The 18,832-nt window shown below is 27.8% G+C and carries 16 protein-coding genes and 1 riboswitch; all 16 genes read left to right on the forward strand.

Annotated elements, in window-relative coordinates; genetic code table 11:
• Positions 1 to 7: 7 nt before the first annotated feature.
• The 16 genes from ATCC9714_RS03585 (at position 8) to speB (ending at position 18,818) form a co-directional block, all read left to right on the forward strand.
• Positions 8 to 1,567, forward strand: a complete 1,560-nt coding sequence (locus ATCC9714_RS03585; RefSeq protein ID WP_057544464.1) for an oligosaccharide flippase family protein — start codon at positions 8 to 10, stop codon at positions 1,565 to 1,567.
• Positions 1,568 to 1,854: 287 nt separating this feature from the next.
• The gene (locus tag ATCC9714_RS03590; RefSeq protein WP_021128834.1) at positions 1,855 to 3,237 is read left to right on the forward strand and encodes a tryptophanase; all 1,383 of its coding nucleotides are present in this window, start codon (positions 1,855 to 1,857) and stop codon (positions 3,235 to 3,237) included.
• 127 nt (positions 3,238 to 3,364) lie between these two features.
• Positions 3,365 to 4,741 (forward strand): aldehyde dehydrogenase, encoded by a 1,377-nt coding sequence (locus ATCC9714_RS03595; RefSeq protein WP_057544465.1) that lies wholly within the window; start codon positions 3,365 to 3,367, stop codon positions 4,739 to 4,741.
• A 94-nt stretch (positions 4,742 to 4,835) separates the two neighbouring features.
• Positions 4,836 to 5,024 (forward strand): hypothetical protein, encoded by a 189-nt coding sequence (locus ATCC9714_RS03600; protein ID WP_021125162.1) that lies wholly within the window; start codon positions 4,836 to 4,838, stop codon positions 5,022 to 5,024.
• A 132-nt stretch (positions 5,025 to 5,156) separates the two neighbouring features.
• On the forward strand, positions 5,157 to 6,389 hold the full coding sequence (gene arcA, locus ATCC9714_RS03605) for an arginine deiminase (protein ID WP_054630781.1): 1,233 nt from the start codon (positions 5,157 to 5,159) through the stop codon (positions 6,387 to 6,389).
• Positions 6,390 to 6,413: 24 nt separating this feature from the next.
• Positions 6,414 to 7,409 (forward strand): ornithine carbamoyltransferase, encoded by a 996-nt coding sequence (gene argF / locus ATCC9714_RS03610; RefSeq protein WP_057544466.1) that lies wholly within the window; start codon positions 6,414 to 6,416, stop codon positions 7,407 to 7,409.
• A gap of 3 nt (positions 7,410 to 7,412) precedes the next feature.
• A complete protein-coding gene (gene arcC / locus ATCC9714_RS03615) occupies positions 7,413 to 8,345 on the forward strand; it encodes a carbamate kinase (RefSeq protein WP_021125156.1) in 933 nt (310 codons plus the stop codon).
• Positions 8,346 to 8,625: 280 nt separating this feature from the next.
• Positions 8,626 to 10,251: a Na/Pi cotransporter family protein gene (locus ATCC9714_RS03620; RefSeq protein ID WP_054630784.1), complete on the forward strand. Its 1,626-nt coding sequence runs from the start codon at positions 8,626 to 8,628 to the stop codon at positions 10,249 to 10,251.
• Between the two features lie 324 nt (positions 10,252 to 10,575).
• Positions 10,576 to 11,286 carry a purine-nucleoside phosphorylase gene (gene deoD / locus ATCC9714_RS03625; protein WP_021125153.1) on the forward strand — a complete coding sequence of 237 codons (711 nt, stop codon included), beginning with the start codon at positions 10,576 to 10,578 and terminating at the stop codon, positions 11,284 to 11,286.
• A gap of 134 nt (positions 11,287 to 11,420) precedes the next feature.
• A riboswitch (cobalamin riboswitch) is annotated at positions 11,421 to 11,597 on the forward strand.
• A 13-nt stretch (positions 11,598 to 11,610) separates the two neighbouring features.
• On the forward strand, positions 11,611 to 12,633 hold the full coding sequence (locus tag ATCC9714_RS03630; RefSeq protein ID WP_057574314.1) for an ABC transporter substrate-binding protein: 1,023 nt from the start codon (positions 11,611 to 11,613) through the stop codon (positions 12,631 to 12,633).
• A gap of 18 nt (positions 12,634 to 12,651) precedes the next feature.
• On the forward strand, positions 12,652 to 13,752 hold the full coding sequence (locus ATCC9714_RS03635; RefSeq protein ID WP_330374693.1) for a FecCD family ABC transporter permease: 1,101 nt from the start codon (positions 12,652 to 12,654) through the stop codon (positions 13,750 to 13,752).
• Complete coding sequence (locus ATCC9714_RS03640; protein ID WP_021125147.1) at positions 13,752 to 14,519, forward strand: ABC transporter ATP-binding protein; 768 nt, start codon at positions 13,752 to 13,754, stop codon at positions 14,517 to 14,519. The genes ATCC9714_RS03635 and ATCC9714_RS03640 overlap by 1 nt, the downstream gene beginning before the upstream one ends.
• 452 nt (positions 14,520 to 14,971) lie before the next feature.
• A complete protein-coding gene (locus ATCC9714_RS03645; protein WP_057544468.1) occupies positions 14,972 to 16,471 on the forward strand; it encodes an aminotransferase class I/II-fold pyridoxal phosphate-dependent enzyme in 1,500 nt (499 codons plus the stop codon).
• A 31-nt stretch (positions 16,472 to 16,502) separates the two neighbouring features.
• Complete coding sequence (gene speD / locus ATCC9714_RS03650) at positions 16,503 to 16,928, forward strand: adenosylmethionine decarboxylase (protein ID WP_021128823.1); 426 nt, start codon at positions 16,503 to 16,505, stop codon at positions 16,926 to 16,928.
• A 167-nt stretch (positions 16,929 to 17,095) separates the two neighbouring features.
• Positions 17,096 to 17,947 (forward strand): polyamine aminopropyltransferase, encoded by an 852-nt coding sequence (gene speE, locus ATCC9714_RS03655; RefSeq protein ID WP_057544469.1) that lies wholly within the window; start codon positions 17,096 to 17,098, stop codon positions 17,945 to 17,947.
• Entirely contained in the window at positions 17,937 to 18,818 is an 882-nt protein-coding gene (speB, locus tag ATCC9714_RS03660) for an agmatinase (RefSeq protein ID WP_057544470.1), read from the forward strand. The genes speE and speB overlap by 11 nt, the downstream gene beginning before the upstream one ends.
• The last annotated feature ends 14 nt before the right edge of the window (positions 18,819 to 18,832 follow it).

Raw genomic sequence — 18,832 nt, forward strand, 5'->3', positions numbered from 1 at the left:
TGATTACATGAGAAGAAAAAAACTTATAATAAACGCTTTGGTAATGACTTTTTCAACTATTATATTTGGATTTGTAGCTATGTTTTTTAGAGTTTACTTATCTAAAAAAATAGGTACTGAAGGAATGGGACTATATCAACTTATAATGTCTGTGTATATAATGTCTATTACTTTTTCTAGTGCAGGAATTAGGATAGCTATAACAAGACTTGTAGCAGAACAAGTTGGTAGAGGAAACAAAAAAGCTATTAAATCAATAGTTAATAAAGGCTGTATTTACAGTTTGTTTTTTAGTTTAATAACATCAGTGCTTCTTTTTTATGGAGCAGAATATATAAGTATAAACTTTTTAAATGATGAAAGGGCTATATCATCATTAAAGATATTATCATATAGCCTTCCTTTTATAGGGGTATCATCATGTTTAAGTGGATACTTTTATGGAGCAAGAGAAGTTGTAAAATCTGTTTCTGCTGAAATTATAGAAAATTTAATAATGATGGTAATAGTAATACTATCAATAAATATATTTATTGATAGTAGCATAGAAAAAGTATGTGCACTTATATGTGTAGGAATGGCTGTTGGGAGTATAATATCTTGTATTTATGCATATTTTTTATGTGCATTAAAGGTAAGAACTTTAAATAGAACAGCTTCACTTAGTAGTTACAGTGAATGTAAAATCATTGATATAACTAAAATAGCACTTCCTATAGCATCTAGTTCATATATACAAAGTGGACTTAGAACCATAGAAGATGTATTAATACCAAATGCGCTTAGAATGTCTGGAACATCTTTATCTACATCCTTATCTATATTTGGTATGATAAAAGGTATGGCATTACCTATAATAAATTTTCCAGCTGTATTTTTAAGTTCTTTTGCAACTTTAATAATACCTGAAATTGCCGAAGCACACTCACTTAATAGAAATAAAATGGTTAACTTTATAATATCTAATGTGTTTAGAATAACTTTTATAATATCTATTTTTGCATCAGGTATATTTATAACATTTTCAAATGATATTGGATTTTTGGTATACAATAATAAGGAAATAGGGTCGATTATAAAAATTTTAGCTCCTGTAATTCCAATAATGTATCTAGAGAGAATTATGGATGGGATTTTAAATTCCTTAAATAAACAAGTAGCGCTTTTAAAGATAAATTTAGTAGACATGATAATTAGAATATTAATAATTTACTTTATAATACCAACAAGGGGCATAGAAGGTTTTATAATAGTTATATTTGTAAGCAATATTTTTAATTTTACATTGAATATGATTAATGTTTTAAAAGTTACTAATCTTCAATTTAATATTTTTAGTTGGGTATTAAAGCCTATAATATGTGTAAGTATATCAGCTATTTCAGCATATTACATAAGTAATGAGTTTTTAAGTAGACTTTTAGTTTCAATGGGTATATATGCTATAATGCTTATGGTGACAAGATGTGTAAGAATAAAAGATGTACATTGGATATTTGATAGTTTTAGGTTAATAAAAGATGTAAATGTAAATAGTATAAAATTATATAATGATAGATATTTATAAAAAAGATGTCTCTAAAAAGAGACATCTTTTTTTATTTATGCCTATTGTATTTCTTAGGAAATATCAAAATTAGTCGTAAAATATTAAAACACAATAGATATAGTATTAAGTATTTATATTAAGATAAAACTGAATTTTAAAAATAGAATATATTTTTATATACATATTGATTGTTAAAATTTTATTTGATAATATTAAAGTTAGAAAGACAAATCAACATCATATCAATGACATTTTAAATACATCATAAATAAAGTTAAACTATTAAAAGCATGGGGGTCTTTATTATGAGTAAAAAATACGTAGCAGAACCATTCAAAATCAAAATGGTAGAACCAATCAAAATGACAACAAAAGAGGAAAGAGAAGTAAAGATAGCAAATGCAAATTATAACTTATTTTCATTAAAAGCAGATGATGTGTACATAGACTTATTAACTGATAGTGGGACTGGTGCTATGAGTTCAAAGCAATGGGCAGCAGTTATGTTAGGAGACGAGTCATATTCAGGGGCTAGTAGCTACTTTAAATTAGTAGATGCAGCTAAAGATATTTTTGGATATAAATATATACAACCAGTACATCAAGGTAGAGCGGCTGAAAAGGTTTTAATTCCTTTGTTTGCTGAGACTGGGAAGTATGCAATTTCAAATATGCACTTTGATACGACTAGAGCACATGTTGAACTTACAGGGGCAAAAGCTATAGACTGTGTAGTGCCAGAAGCACTAGACACTGTAAAATACGCACCATTTAAAGGAAATATGGACGTAGCTAGAATGGAAAATCTTATAAATGAATTTGGGCCAGAAAATGTTGGAGTAATAATAATGACTGTTACTAACAACACTGCTGGTGGGCAACCTGTATCTATGAAAAATATGAGAGAAACATATAAAGTTGCTAAAAAGTATAATATACCTGTACTTATAGATGCTGCTAGATATGCTGAAAATGCTTACTTTATAAAAACTCGTGAAGTTGGATATGAAGATAAAACTATAAAAGAAATAGTTAGAGAAATGTTTAGTTACGGAGATATGATGACTATGAGTTCTAAAAAAGATGCCATAGTAAATATGGGAGGACTTATAGGAATTAAAGATGATGAAGAATTATATGATAATATAAAAGCTCGTACAATATCTTTTGAAGGATTTGTATCTTATGGAGGTTTAGCAGGACGTGATCTAGAAGCTTTAGCTGTTGGATTATATGAAGGAATAGATTATGATTATTTAAGATATCGTATAGGACAAATGGAATACATTGCAAATAGATTAGATGAAGCAGAAATAGCTTATCAATCACCAGTTGGAGGGCATGCAATATTTATAGATGCTAAAAAATTATTACCACATATACCATATTATCAATTCCCAGCACAAGCTTTAGCTATTGAGTTATATAAAGAAGCTGGAATAAGATCTTGTGATATAGGTTCATATATGTTAGACAATGACCCAGTTACAGGAGAACAACGCCAATCAGAACTTGAACTTACAAGACTTGCAGTTCCAAGAAGGGTATATACACAAGCTCACTTAGATGTTATAGTAGATGCTTTAATATCTATAAAAGAAAGAGCTAGTGAAATAAATGGATATGAAATAACTTGGCAACCTAAAGTTTTAAGACACTTTACATCAAAACTTAAACCTGTAAAATAAAAAAATTTAAGCAAGCATAGTATATGATTTATACGATGCTTGCTTTTATTAATTTTAGGGTAAAAATCTATATAAGTAATAAAAATAATATATAATGAACTTATAAAACTTAATTGGAGATGATAACGTGAAAACTTATATAGATATATTAGAAACTCAAAAAAGGTATTTAAACTCAGTTGGAACTATAAGTATAGACTATAGAATAGAAGCCTTAAAAAACTTAAAAATAACAATAAAAAAGTATGAAAAAGATATAATAGATGCACTTTATAAAGATCTAGGAAAGTCTGAATTTGAAAGTTATACAACAGAAGTTGGATTTATATATAGGTCTATAAATCATGCTTTAAAAAATATAAAAAAGTGGAATAAAGTAAAAAGAGTTAGAAATGATGTAGCTCAAATACCAGGCAAATCTTATGTATACAATTGTCCTTATGGTAGTGTTTTAATAATAGGACCTTATAATTATCCATTTCAATTAACTATAGAACCATTAATAGGAGCTATAGCAGGAGGAAACACGGCTGTTATTAAGCCTTCAGAATACACTGTAAGTGTTGAAAGTGTTTTAGTAAAAATTATAAAAGAATGTTTTCAAGCAAAATATGTAGATATTGTAATTGGAGACTATACTGTAAATAGTAAATTATTAGATCTAAATTTTGATTATATATTTTTTACAGGCAGTGTAAATGTAGGTAAAATTGTAATGGAAAAAGCAAGTAAACACCTAACTCCAACAACATTAGAATTAGGTGGAAAATCACCTACTATAGTAGATAAAACCGCGAAATTAGATATAAGTGCAAAACGTATAGTTTGGGGGAAATTTACAAATGCAGGTCAAACTTGTGTAGCTCCAGACTATTTATTAGTTCATGAAGATATTTACGATAAATTTATAGAAAAGTTAAAAGATACTATAATTGATTTTTATGGAGAGAATATAAAAGAAAATAAAGATTTTGGACGTATAGTAAATGATCGCCATATGAATAGATTAAAAAATATAATAGATAAAGATCGTGAAAAAATAGTATTTGGTGGAGATATAGATTTTGAAAAAAGATATATTTCTCCAACTATAATAGCAAATGTTAACTATAATGATGCTATTATGGAAGATGAAATTTTTGGGCCATTAATGCCAATAATAAAATATAGTGATTTAGATGATATTAAATTTTATTTAAATCTTTATAAAACTCCACTAGCCTTGTATGTATTTAGTGAAGATAAATATTTTAGTGAATATATTATGAAAAACTTTACTTTTGGTGGAGGATGTATAAATGATACTATAACTCATGTTGCATCTACAAATTTACCTTTTGGTGGGGTTAAAACTTCTGGAATGGGAAGATACCATGGGTATGATAGTTTTAAAACTTTTACCTATGAAAAAGGAATAGTAAAAAGAAATAGCAAAATAAATATAAACTTAATATTTCCACCATATAAGGATAAATTAAACTTAATAAAAAAAGTTATGAAATAATTTATGAAAAAATTTACTGTATTTGTTTTTCAAATAAGAGAAAACTAAAAATGACTACTAAGTTAATCATAAATTTTAGTTGGAGGTGTTTATTTTGAAAGACAATTCGTTTTTAAGTGGCATAAAAGGTCTATTTAAAGAAATGCTATATATGGAAAGTGAAAACACTAATACTGATAGAGAAAAAATAGTTGAAGTAGATAAGTATGGAAATAAAACTACTTATTATAAAACAGGAGCAGGACCAGATAAACCAAATGATATGAATTCAATGTTTAAATAAATTTAAAGGACTACTTTTTAGTAGTCCTTTTTATATGAGATTATAAATTTATATAAAAAATATATGTAACAGAAGTTTATATTAGTTAGTAAAATAAATTAGGGCTTTCTTTATGTAAAAGGAGGACAATATATGAAAAATAAATTATATAATACAGATAGTATTAGTGTAAGCAGTGAAATAAAGCCGCTTAAAAAAGTTTTACTTCACAGGCCAGGCAAAGAAGTAGAAAACTTAACGCCTGAAACAATGAAACGATTATTGTTTGATGATATTCCATATTTAGATGAAATTCAAAAGGAACATGATGAGTTTGCAAACTTATTAAGAGAAAATGGAGTAGAAGTAGTTTATTTGCATGATTTAATGAAGGAAGTATTAAGCAATATAAATATAAAAGAAAAATTTATAGAGCAGTTTATAAAAGAAGCAAATATAAAAGATGAAAGAATAATTAAACTAGTTTTTGATTACTTAAGTTCTATAAAAGATTTAGATAAATTAATAAAAAAAACAATGGAAGGAATAAGAGTTGATGAAATTAACGGATTGACTCTTAAAAATTATATTGAAAATGACTATCCATTTATAACAGATCCAATTCCAAATCTATATTTTACAAGAGATCCATTTTCAAGTATTTCAAATGGCGTAAGTATAAACAAAATGTTTTCTGAGACTAGAAACAGAGAAACTATATACTCAGATTATATATTTAATTATCATAAAGATTTTAAAAATACTAAAAGATGGTACAAAAGAAACTTTGAATTTTCAATTGAAGGAGGAGATATCTTAAATTTAAGTAACGAGGTTATAGCTATTGGAATATCTCAAAGAACTAGCCCAGAGGCTATTGAAGTTATAGCTAAAGAAATATTTTTTTCAGATGCAGATTGTAATATTAATACTATTTTAGCTTTTGATATTCCAAAAGCTAGAGCTTTTATGCATTTAGATACAGTATTTACTCAAGTTGATTATGATAAATTTACTATACATCCTAAAATACAAGGACCACTTAAGGTATATGAAATAAAAAAAGGAAAGGGAAAGAGTTTAGTTATAAATAAGCTTAATATGGAACTAGATAAAATTCTAGAAAAGTATTTAAATGTTGAAAAGGTAACTTTAATACCATGTGGAGGTAATGATGAAATAGCTTCAGAAAGAGAACAGTGGAATGATGGGTCCAATACTTTATGTATTAAGCCAGGAGAAGTTATAGTTTATTCTAGAAATTATGTTACTAATGAACTTTTAAGACAATATGGAATAAAAACACATATCATAGCATCATCTGAATTATCTAGAGGACGTGGGGGACCTAGATGTATGTCCATGCCACTAATCAGAGAAAATTAGACATAATATTGGGGAGGAAGGACAATGGCTATTGATTTAAAGGGAAGATCTTTTTTAACTTTATTAGACTATAAAGAAGAGGAAATAAGATATTTACTAGACTTAGCTAAACTTTATAAAACTGCTAAATTTCTAGAAAAACCACATAAGCTTTTAGAAAATAAAAATATAGTAATATTATTTGAAAAAGACTCAACTAGAACCAGATGTGCTTTTGAAGTGGCTGCAATGGATTTAGGAATAGGGGTAACTTATATAGGTCCTAGTGGATCTCAAATGGGGAAAAAAGAATCAATAAGAGATACAGCTAGAGTACTTGGAAGACTTTATGATGGTATCGAATATAGAGGGTTTTCTCAAGAAATAGTAAATGAACTTAGTGAATTTTCAAAGGTTCCTGTTTGGAATGGGCTAACAGATGAATTTCATCCTACACAGGTATTAGCCGACTTATTAACTATAGAAGAAAAAATAGGGAGACTAAAAGGAGTAAATTTTGTATATATGGGAGATGCAAGAAATAATGTAGCTAACTCATTGATGATAGGTTGTGCAAAAATGGGATTAAACTTTACTGCTTGTGCCCCTAAAGATTTGTTCCCTCCAAAAGATTTGGTAGATAAATGTAGAGAAATAGGAAAAGAAAGTGGATCTATTATAACTTTAACAGATGATATATATTTAGGAAGTAAAAATGCTGATGTAATATATACTGATGTTTGGGTATCTATGGGAGAGCCAGATGAAGTATGGAAAGAAAGAATTAATAAGCTTAAGAGATATCAAGTTAATGTAGAAGTCATGGAAAATGCTAAAGAAAATGCTATATTTATGCACTGCCTACCAGCATTTCATGATTTAAATACAAAAGTTGGAAAGGAAATATATGAAAAATTTGGAATATCAGAAATGGAAGTAACAAATGAAGTGTTTGAATCTGAAAATTCTGTTGTATTTGATGAGGCAGAAAATAGAATGCATACTATAAAAGCTTTGATATTAGCTACACTTGGAGTTTAGATTATGAAAAGTTTAGTTATAGCACTTGGAGGAAATGCTTTAGGAAAAGATCCTAAAGAACAACTAAAACTAGTAAAAAATACTTCTAAAATAATTGTGGATTTAGTTGAAGAAGGATATAAAGTAATTGTAAGTCATGGGAATGGACCTCAAGTAGGAGTTATAAATTTGGCTATGGATTTCTCTTCAAATAATGGAGGAAATACACCAAGTTTTCCTTTTGCTGAATGTGGAGCTATGAGTCAAGGGTATATAGGGTATCATCTTCAACAAGCTATAAAGGAAGAGTTAAATAAAAGAAGCATTAAAATGGACGTTGTAAGCTTAATAACACAAGTTATTGTTGATAAAAAGGATGAAGCTTTTTTAAATCCAACAAAGCCAGTAGGTATATTTTATAGTAAAGAAGAAGCTAAAAAAATAAGTGAAGAAAAAGGATATAAATTTATAGAAGATAGTAATAGAGGTTATAGAAGAGTAGTACCTTCCCCTAAACCACAGGAAATTTTAGAAGCTGATGTAATTAAAAAACTATCCAAAGAGTGTATTGTTATAGCTGTAGGTGGAGGTGGCATTCCTGTAATAAAAGAAGAAAATTCTTATATAGGAGTAGATGCTGTAATTGATAAAGATAAATCTAGTTGTAAATTAGCAATAGATTTAGGAGTTGATACACTTTTAATATTAACAGTTGTTGAGAATGTATATATAAACTATAATGAAGAAAATCAAAAGGTTATAGATACTATGGATATAGATTTAGCAAAAGAATATGTAAAAGAAGGCTACTTTGCAAAAGGATCTATGCTTCCTAAAATTGAAGCTTGTATAGAGTTTGTTGAAAATAATAAAAATTCAAAGGCTATAATAACTTCCTTAGAAAAGGCAAAAGAAGCATTAAATGGATATACAGGAACAAGAATAATCAATAGATAAATACAATAATAAAAGCGAGTAAATTAATAGTTTACTCGCTTTTATTATTGTATTTAACAAAATTAACAAATGTTTTACCGTAAGAGTTTGGTTTTTAACTAAAACTTAATTGTTTTTTAACAGTTAACATTCTCTTAACAATATATTAACACCTAGTTAACAGTTGGTTGTTTTTCTTAACATCCACTTAACTAAAATTGACAAAATATTTGGTAAAATTAAAACAACGAAAGAGGTAAAATAAATTTTTATATTTATATATCAAGGAGGAAGAAATTAAGTGCAAATAGCAATAAGTTTAATGGGAGGACTGGGGCTTTTCTTATATGGTATGAACCTTATGGCAGATGGGCTTCAAAAATCAGCAGGAGAAAAATTAAAAAGAATAGTTGAGCTTTTGACTAGCAATGTATTAATGGGGGTTCTAGTTGGAGCTTTAGTTACAGCAATTATACAAAGTAGTAGTGCAACTACAGTTATGGTAGTTGGATTTGTTAACGCAGGAATCATGACATTACCTCAGGCAATTGGAGTTATAATGGGTGCGAATATAGGTACAACTATAACAGCACAATTAGTATCACTTGATTTAGTTGGAATAGCACCTTTAGCATTAGGTATAGGTATTGTTATTTACTTATTCTCTAAAAATCAAAAGGCAAAGACAATAGCAGAAATATTAATTGGATTTGGTATATTATTTACTGGTATGGACTTTATGAAAGAAGCAGTAAAACCACTAGCTGAATTTAAAGGGTTTACAGATGCATTAGTAGCTTTTAGTAATCAACCGATATTAGGAATATTACTAGGGTTTGGAATAACTGCAATAGTTCAAAGTTCAAGTGCATCTATGGGGATGTTATTAGCACTTGCATCTCAAGGTTTAATACCTTTAACAGCAGCACTTCCTATACTATATGGAGAAAACATAGGAACTTGTGTTACTTCATTAATATCTAGTATAGGGGCTAGTATAAATGCTAGAAGGGCAGCAGTAATGCATTTGGTGTTTAATGTAATTGGAACAATTGTTTTTATGTTAATTTTAACTAAACCAATAACTATGATTGTCCAAAATTTAAATCCAGATGATGTAAGTAGACAAATAGCAAATGCTCATACACTATTTAATGTAATAAATGTTATATTATTACTACCGTTTTCAAAATATATAGTTAAGCTTACTATGAAACTTATGCCAGAGAAAGAATCTGAGAAAGAGAAAAATAAAACTGTTCACTATATAGATGAAAGAATGATGGAAACACCATCAATAGCATTATCAAACACTGTAAAAGAAACTTTAAGAATGGGTGAAAAAGCTAAATCAAGCTTAAATAATGCAATGGAAGGATTTTTAGAAAAATCAAAATCTAAAGTAGATGCTTCTTTTGAAGAAGAAAAGCTTATAAATAAATTACAAAAGAGTATATTAAATTATTTATTAAAATTATCTAAAACTTCATTAAATGATGATTCAAGAGAAAGTGTAGATTTATTATTTAACACTGTAAATGATATAGAAAGAGTTGGAGATCATGCTGAAAATATTGCAGAGCTTGCAAGTTCAGTTATAGAAGGAAAGCTTAGTTTATCTGAAGGTGGAGAAAAAGAATTAAGAGATCTATATGATAAAGTTATGGAAACTTATAATACAGCACTAGATTGTATGGAAAAATCAGATGTAGATTTAGCTTGTAGAGTTATAAAGTTAGAAGAACAAGTTGATATGATGGAAAAGAGTTGTAGATTAAATCACATGAGAAGATTAAATGAAAACTCTTGTAGTGTTGATAGCGGAGTTATATTCCTAGACTTAATAAGTAATTTAGAAAGAGTTGCAGACCATTCTGCAAATATAGCTCAACAAGTTATAAAAGAAAGTAATAAGAATTTAGCATAATAAAAAGTCCTACTTAAATTAAGTAGGATTTTATTTGATTTAAAATTAAATTATAAAAATTCTAAAAAATTAATTAAACTATTGTAATATTAAGTAAAAAAATGTAAAATGTAAATATGATATAGTGTATAATACTTTTAATAAAGTATAGATTAATTAAATAAATATACATGGTATGTAGATATATTTTTAATTATATAATTTATTTAAAGGTAAATAGTATATCAGTTTAAAAAACATATGAATTATTTAATCAAAAAGAAGATAAGATACTATTAAGATATTATTAAAATATGAAAACTAAAGGAGACGAAGATTATGGCAATGGGAGCACCAACACCACATAATAACGGAAAATTAGGAGATATAGCAGAAACAGTATTATTACCAGGAGATCCTCTAAGAGCTAAATTTATAGCAGAGACATTTTTAGAAGATGTAGTTCAATACAATACTGTAAGAGGAATGAATGGATATACAGGTTACTACAAAGGAAGAAGAATATCTGTACAGGGAACAGGTATGGGATGTCCATCTATAGGAATATATACATATGAGTTAATACATTTTTATGGAGTTAAAAATCTTATAAGAATAGGTTCAGCAGGAGCTTTACATGAAGATTTAAAAATGCATGATATAGTTATAGGTATGGGTTCATGTACAGATTCTAACTATGCATCACAATATAATTTACCAGGTACTTATGCACCAATAGCAAGCTATGAGTTACTAAGCAAAGCTGTAGATGTGGCTAAGAGCCAAGGTGTTGAGCCTAAAGTAGGAAACATATTATGTAGTGATGTATTCTACGGAGATGAAGGATTAGATTCTTTAGCAAAATGGACTAAAATGGGAGTTTTAGCTGTAGAAATGGAATCAGCTGCACTTTATATGAATGCTGCTAGAGCTGGAGTTAATGCACTTTGTATATTAACAATATCAGATTGTCCATTTAAAGGTGAAGCAACAACTGCTATGGAAAGACAAACAGCATTTACAAGAATGATGAATATAGCTTTAGAATTAGCTTAATATATAATTAATACGTATACAAATTTAGATAAAAAGCTCGTATTTGCAAAGCCTATTGTAATTACGAGCTTTTTATTTTAGTGAATTTCTTATATTGTAGAATTGTATATAAAATTATGCTAATATTATAATGATAAATATAAAAAGATTTAGGTTTTTATATTAAAAGGGAATAGTGTGTAAATCACTAGCAGCCCCCGCTACTGTAAATATGGACGAGTCTTTATAAATCCACTAAAGATTATTCTTTGGGAAGGGAAAGATTAGGATGAAGTATGAGCCAGGAGACCTGCCTAAATTATTAACTTTCGGAGGGAGAGAAGAATGAAAATTTCAAAAAAAATTAAAGTAGGATTGCTTAGCTTAGTGGTAGGACTTAGTATAGTTGGTTGTACTAAGAATGATACTAAGAAAGAAGAAGCTAAAAACACAAAGGTTGAAAGTAACACAGAGAAAAGTGATGGGTATTATCCAGTTACAATAACTTCTCATAATAGCAAAAAAGAAGAAATAAAAGTTACTTTTAAAGAAAAACCTAAAAAAGTATTAGCTGTATACCAAGACTCTATTGAGACTATGCTTGCATTAGGACTAGAAGATAATATGGTTGCAGCAGCAGGACTTGACCACAAGGTTAAAGATGAGTATAAAGAAAGCTTTAAAAAGGTTAAATACTTAGATGAATTTACGCCTTCTAAAGAAACTGTTACAATGTTACAACCAGATTTAATATTAGGTTGGTACTCATTATTTTCAGATAAAACAATAGGTGATGTAAGTTATTGGCAAGATAAAGGTGTAAATACATATATGGCATTAAATAGTGGTGCAGTTGAGAAAAAAACTATACAAAATGAGTGTGACGATATATTAAATATAGGTAAAATATTTAATGTTGAAGATAAAGCTAAAAAGATAGTTGATAATATAAAGAACAAAGTAAATAAAATTGTAGAATCAGAAAAAGGTAAAAAACAGCAAACAACTTTAATAATAGAATTAGGCGATGGCAAGATTAGAGGGTATGGAAAAACTACTTTAGGTGGAGATATGGTTACTAAGTTAGGTGCTAAGCTTTTAAATGAAGATGGAAACTCATTAAGTAAAGAAGATTTAGTAAAATTAAATCCAGATAGCATATTTGTTGCTTACATGAATAGAGAAGATGATAACAAAGCAAGTGAAACAAAAGATTTAGTAATGAAAGATAAAGCATTACAAAGTTTAAATGCTGTAAAAAATGATAGAGTTTACCCAATTGAACTTGGACAAATGTATTGTAGTGGGGTAAGAACTATAGATGGAATTGAAACATTTGCAAATGGACTTTATCCAGATCAAAAATAGAAAGAAGGATATTTACATATGCATTCGATTAAAAGCTTAGAAAATTATGATATGAAAGAAAAGAAAGGCTTTGTTAAATCAAAGCCTTTATATATTTTAGTTATAATGTTATTGATATTTTTAGTTATAATGTCTATATTAATAGCTATAACTATAGGATCAAGTGATATATCTATAAAACAAGTATATGATGTAATTATATTTAGATTATTTAATATAGGAGATAAAAGTCTAGCAAATGGAGCTATTCATGATGTAGTTTGGCTTATACGATTACCTAGAATAATTCTAGCGGTATGTGTTGGAATAGGTCTTTCTGTAACTGGAGTTGTTATGCAGGCTATAGTTAAAAATCCATTGGCAGATCCATATATTTTAGGGGTTTCATCAGGAGCTTCTTTGGGAGCTACTATAGCTATAATGCTAGGATTAACTACATTTTTAAATGGAAATGCTATAGGGGTATTTGCATTTATAGGAGCATTTGTAGTTTCTATGTTAGTTTTGTTAATTTCTAATGCTGGAGGTAGGCCAAACTCTACTAAATTATTATTAGCAGGTATGGCTTTAAGTTCGGTTTGTAGTGCATTTTCAAGTTTTATTGTTTATATAAAAAATGATGCTGAAGGAATGAAAAGTATTACATTTTGGCTTATGGGAAGTTTAGGTGGAGCTAAGTGGGAAGAGATAGTTTTTATACTTCCACTTATAATAATTGGATTATTATTTTTCATGAGTCAATATAGAATTTTAAATTTAATGTTATTAGGAGATGAAGTTTCTATAACTCTTGGAACTGATTTACACAGATATAGACAGATTTATTTAGTTATAACATCTTTGATGGTTGGATTAGTAGTTTATTCAGCGGGAATGATAGGCTTTGTTGGACTTATTATACCTCATATTGTTAGGATTTTCTTTGGAACTGACCATAAAAAACTTATCCCGATATCAGCTCTTTTAGGTGCTATATTTTTAGTATGGGCAGATGTACTTTCTAGAATTATAATAGAAAATGCAGAACTTCCAATAGGTATTTTAATATCTATGGTAGGTGCTCCATTTTTCGTATATCTAATGATAAGAAAAAGTTATGGTTTTGGAGGTTGTAATTAATGAATTTGGAAACTAAAGACCTTAAAGTCTTATTAAATAAAAATGAAATTTTAAAAGGTATTGATATAGAATTAGGAAATAAAGAATTTATAGGAGTTATAGGGCCAAATGGAAGTGGCAAGTCTACTTTGCTAAAGTGTTTATACAGAAATTTAAGTCCAAGTAGTGGGAGTATATATATAGATAAGGTAGAAATTGGAAAAATATCTACTAGAGAAAGTGCTAAAAAAATAGGAGTTTTAGCACAACATAATCATCATAGTTTTGATTTTACAGTACTTGATATGGTCTTAATGGGTAGAAGTCCATATAAAAAACTTATGGATAGAGATACAAAAGAAGATTATGATATTGTTTATGAAGCTATTGATAAGGTAAATATAAGACATTTATCAAATAGAAGTTTTAATAGTTTATCTGGAGGAGAACAACAAAGGGTAATTCTTGCAAGAGCTTTAGCTCAGAAAACTAAGTGCTTAATTTTAGATGAACCTACAAACCATTTGGATATAAAATATCAATTGCAGTTAATGGAAATCGTAAAAGATTTAGGTATTGAAGTTATAGCAGCTATACATGATTTAAATATAGCAGCTATGTACTGTGACAAAATTTACGTTTTAAAAAATGGAGAAATAGTAGCTTATGGAACTCCAAAAGATGTTTTAACAAAAGAACTTATAAAAGAAGTTTATGATGTAGATGCAAAAGTTATAAAAGATAAGGAAGATGATTCTATAAATATTATATATAAAGGTTGTAGATAGCAAAAAAAGAGGTGATTAAATTTAATCACCTCTTTTTGTCTTAAAAGTGAAAAAATTATGATATTTCTATAAAAAAGGCAAAATATGTTTATTTTCAAAAGTTTAGCAATGATATACTCAAAAATATATAATATAAAAATGAAACCATTGATAAAACTTGAAAAATGAGTTAGTTATACTAAACTTAAGAAAAATTAATATAAACAAAAGTTAATAAATACTAAACTTAAGAAAAATTAATATAAACAAAAATATAAAGTTAGATATAAAACTATTGAAAATACTGAAACCAAAAAAAATAAAAAAAATAAAAAAATATAAAAAAATTGCTTGCAAAAAACTGAAAACTTAATATAATAAATATTGTAAGTTTAATAAAACTAAATTTTATAAATAGAAATAATAATCTTTACTTTTAGATTTGATTTTAAAATATAGAAAGGAGGATTAAAATGGAAGCTATTGGAGAAAAGTTAGAAGATAATTTTTTTAGTGACTCTACATTAAGTCATAAACAAACTCCATTACTTACTTCTTTGAAAGATTATTCTAATAAAGATATAGCTTGTTTTGATGTTCCTGGTCATGTTAGACATCAAGGAGTAGAAGTTTTAAATGAGTACTTTGGTAAGGATATTATGAAAATGGATATAAATTCATCACCTCTTATGGATAATGTTTCAAATCCCAGTGGAATTATAAAAAAAGCTCAAGATTTATTAGCAAATGCTTATAACGCAGACGATGCTTTTTTCATAACAAATGGGACTACATCGGCTATACATGCTATGATTTTAAGTACTATAAATCCAGGAGATAAGATACTTCTTCCAAGAAATATTCATAAATCGGTTATTAATGCTTTAATACTTACTGGTGGAAAACCCGTATTTATACAACCGGGATTTGATGATGAACTTGGAATAAGTTTAAATGTAGCTTATGAAGATATAAAAAATGAACTTAAAAATCATAAAGATATAAAAGCTTTATTTTTACTAAATCCAACTTACTATGGAGCATGTAGTGATTTAGAAGCTATAATTGAGTTATGTCATGAGGAAAATGTTTTAGTTTTAGTTGATGAAGCACACGGAGCACATTTTCCATTTCATAAAGACTTACCACCTCCAAGTATAAGCTTAGGAGCTGATATGTCAGCTATAAGTATTCACAAAACTGGAGGAGCTCTAACTCAGGCTTCTGCATTACTTTTAAATAATGAACGTATAGAATCAAGTAAGGTATTGCAAAGTATAAATATGATTCAATCTACATCGGCATCATACTTGTTAATGGCAAGTATTGATGGGGCAAGATCCAACTTAGTTTTAAATGGAGATGCTCAATTATCAAAAGCACTTAATTTATCAAGATATGCAAAAGCAAGAATAAATAAAATAAAAGGAATTAAAGTTGTTACTACTGAGAATTTAGGAAATGATGGGGTTAAATTTATAGATGAAACTAAGCTTTGCATAAATGTAGCAAAACTTAATTTAACAGGTCATGAAGTATATGATTTGCTTTATCAAGAGTTTTCGGTTCAAGTAGAACTTGGAGATTTGTATAATATACTAGCACTTATATCTATTGGGACTACAAAAGAAGATGTTGATAAACTGATTGATTCTTTAGAAGCGATATCTAATATTTATAAAAAAGAAGAAAAAATGAAAGTTATAAAAACTAAGCAAATAAATCCAATACAGAAATTAAATCCAAGAGATGCTTTTTATAAAGATAAAGAAATGATTTTAATTGATGAATGTGTAGGTAGGATTTCAGGTGAGTCTATAATGGCTTATCCACCAGGGATACCAATAGTAACGCCTGGAGAAGAAATTACAAAAGAAATAATCGATTACATAAAATTACTAAAGAAAAATAATGCATATTTATGTGATATGAAAGATAAAAACTTAGATTATATATTAGTTATAAAAAATTAAATTCAAAAAACTGAATAAGGAGAGTGCAACTATGAAATTTGAAACTTTAGGAAGACATATATTAGTAGAATACTACAACTGTAATGAGGATATATTAAGAGATCCAAAGCTTATAGAAAAATTCATGAACGATTCGGCGCTAAATGCAAAAGCTACAATAGTTGATTCGGTATTTCATCACTTTAATCCATGGGGGGTTTCAGGAGCTGTTATAATAGCTGAATCTCATTTAACTATACACACATGGCCAGAATACGGATATGCATCAGCTGATTTTTTCACTTGTGGAGATATAGATCCTTGGAAAAGTTTTGAACTATTAGAAGAATTGTTACAAGCAGAAAGAAGTGAATCAACAGAAATACCAAGAGGTTTAACTTCTAAAATACAGAAATTTGCAAAAAAAGATTTAGGCAATATTACTCATAAGCCACAAGAAGATCAAGAAGCTATATAAATAAAAATCACCTAAATTAAATAAAAATAAACAAATAAAAAATTAAATTCAAATTAAATTATAACATACAAATAAAATATGGTCAAAAGACCAGTAAAATAGACAAATAAAAACATAAATATAAATAAAATAAAAAATTAAATTCAAAAATTTGGAGGACTTAGGTTATGGAACTTTGGTACACAGAAGAATGGACAGATAATGTACGTTTTTCAATAAAAGTAGATAAACACTTATTTAGTGAACAATCAAACTTTCAAAGAGTAGATGTATTTGATAGTAAGGAATTTGGAAAGTTTTTAACATTAGATGGGTTAATGATGGTAAATTATAAAGACGAATTTATATACCACGATATGATAGTTCATGTTCCTATGGCTACTAATATGAATATAAAAAAAGTATTAGTTATAGGTGGCGGTGATGGTGGTACTGTAAGAGAACTTACTAGATATCCTCAAATAGAAAAAATAGATATGGTTGAAATAGATAAAATGGTAGTAGATGCATCTAAAGAGTATATAGATATATGTGCTTGCAAGTTAGATGATTCTAGAGTTAATTTATATTTTGAAGATGGAGTAGCTTTTGTGAAAAATTCAAAAGATAAATCTTATGATTTAATAATAGTTGATTCAACAGATCCTATAGGACCTGGAGAAGGATTATTCTCAGTTGACTTTTATAAAGACTGCTACAGAGTACTAAGCGATGAAGGAATACTTGTAAATCAAAATGAAAGTCCATACTTTGACTTTAATGCTAAAGAAATGAAAAGAGCAAATGAAAAAATTAAAAATTTATTCCCTATAGTTAAGGTTTACCAAGCCCATATACCAACTTATCCATCAGGACATTGGTTATTTGGATTTGCATCTAAGAAATACGATCCGATAAATGATCAAAATAAAGGAGATTGGGAAAAACTAGGTTTAAAAACTAAATATTATAACAGTAACATCCATAGTGGAGCATTTATGCTACCTCAATATGTAGTGGATATGTTAAATGAAAAATAAGTTTTATAATACACCAACATTTATGTCTATGGAAGATGATTACAATGAAAGTAAACTTATAGTATTTGGGGCAGGTTTTGATGGAACTACTTCAAATAGACCAGGAACTAGATTTGCATCATCTTCTATGAGACCTGAATTTTACGGACTTGAAACATATAGCCCAATTCTTGATTTAGATATGGATGATTATAAAATTTGTGATATTGGAGATTTAGAACTTAGCATAGGAAATACGGATAAGGTTTTAGATGAAATATATAAAGGAACGAAAGCTATTGTAGATGATGGGAAAGTTCCTTTTATGATAGGTGGAGAACATTTAGTAACTTTACCATCATTTAAAGCAGTTTATGAAAAATACAAGGATATATATGTACTTCATTTTGATGCGCATACAGATTTAAGAGACGAGTATAATAATAATAAAAATTCTCATGCTACAGTTATAAAGCGTATTTGGGACATTGTAGGAGATGAAAAAATATTTCAGTTTGGAATAAGATCTGGAACTAAAAAAGAGTTTGATTTTGCTTTAAAAGAAAAGCATACATACATGGAAACTCATACAATAAATACTTTTTTAGAGATAGTTAAATCTTTAGAAGGTAAGAATATATATTTAACTATTGATTTAGATGTATTAGATCCATCGATATTTCCAGGCACTGGAACTCCAGAGCCAGGAGGTATAAGTTATAAAGAATTTGAAGAAGTATTTAAAGTACTTAAAAATTCAAATATAAACTTAGTAGGATTAGATATTGTAGAACTTAGTCCAGATTATGATAATACAAATGTTTCCACAGTTGTTGCATGCAAGATTTTAAGAGAATTAGCACTTATAGCAAGCGATAAAATAAATAGATAAACTTAGGAGGAATT

This window comes from Paraclostridium sordellii, assembly GCF_000953675.1.
GTDB classification, from domain to species: domain Bacteria; phylum Bacillota; class Clostridia; order Peptostreptococcales; family Peptostreptococcaceae; genus Paraclostridium; species Paraclostridium sordellii.

Coding starts and splice junctions, on each gene's coding strand:
- argF (WP_057544466.1), top strand. CDS start 6,414: ATGGCTATTGATTTAAAGGGAAGATCTTTTTTAACTTTATTAGACTAT.
- ATCC9714_RS03635 (WP_330374693.1), top strand. CDS start 12,652: ATGCATTCGATTAAAAGCTTAGAAAATTATGATATGAAAGAAAAGAAA.
- arcC (WP_021125156.1), top strand. CDS start 7,413: ATGAAAAGTTTAGTTATAGCACTTGGAGGAAATGCTTTAGGAAAAGAT.
- speE (WP_057544469.1), top strand. CDS start 17,096: ATGGAACTTTGGTACACAGAAGAATGGACAGATAATGTACGTTTTTCA.
- ATCC9714_RS03645 (WP_057544468.1), top strand. CDS start 14,972: ATGGAAGCTATTGGAGAAAAGTTAGAAGATAATTTTTTTAGTGACTCT.
- ATCC9714_RS03590 (WP_021128834.1), top strand. CDS start 1,855: ATGAGTAAAAAATACGTAGCAGAACCATTCAAAATCAAAATGGTAGAA.
- speD (WP_021128823.1), top strand. CDS start 16,503: ATGAAATTTGAAACTTTAGGAAGACATATATTAGTAGAATACTACAAC.
- speB (WP_057544470.1), top strand. CDS start 17,937: ATGAAAAATAAGTTTTATAATACACCAACATTTATGTCTATGGAAGAT.
- deoD (WP_021125153.1), top strand. CDS start 10,576: ATGGGAGCACCAACACCACATAATAACGGAAAATTAGGAGATATAGCA.
- arcA (WP_054630781.1), top strand. CDS start 5,157: ATGAAAAATAAATTATATAATACAGATAGTATTAGTGTAAGCAGTGAA.
- ATCC9714_RS03630 (WP_057574314.1), top strand. CDS start 11,611: ATGAAAATTTCAAAAAAAATTAAAGTAGGATTGCTTAGCTTAGTGGTA.
- ATCC9714_RS03640 (WP_021125147.1), top strand. CDS start 13,752: ATGAATTTGGAAACTAAAGACCTTAAAGTCTTATTAAATAAAAATGAA.
- ATCC9714_RS03585 (WP_057544464.1), top strand. CDS start 8: ATGAGAAGAAAAAAACTTATAATAAACGCTTTGGTAATGACTTTTTCA.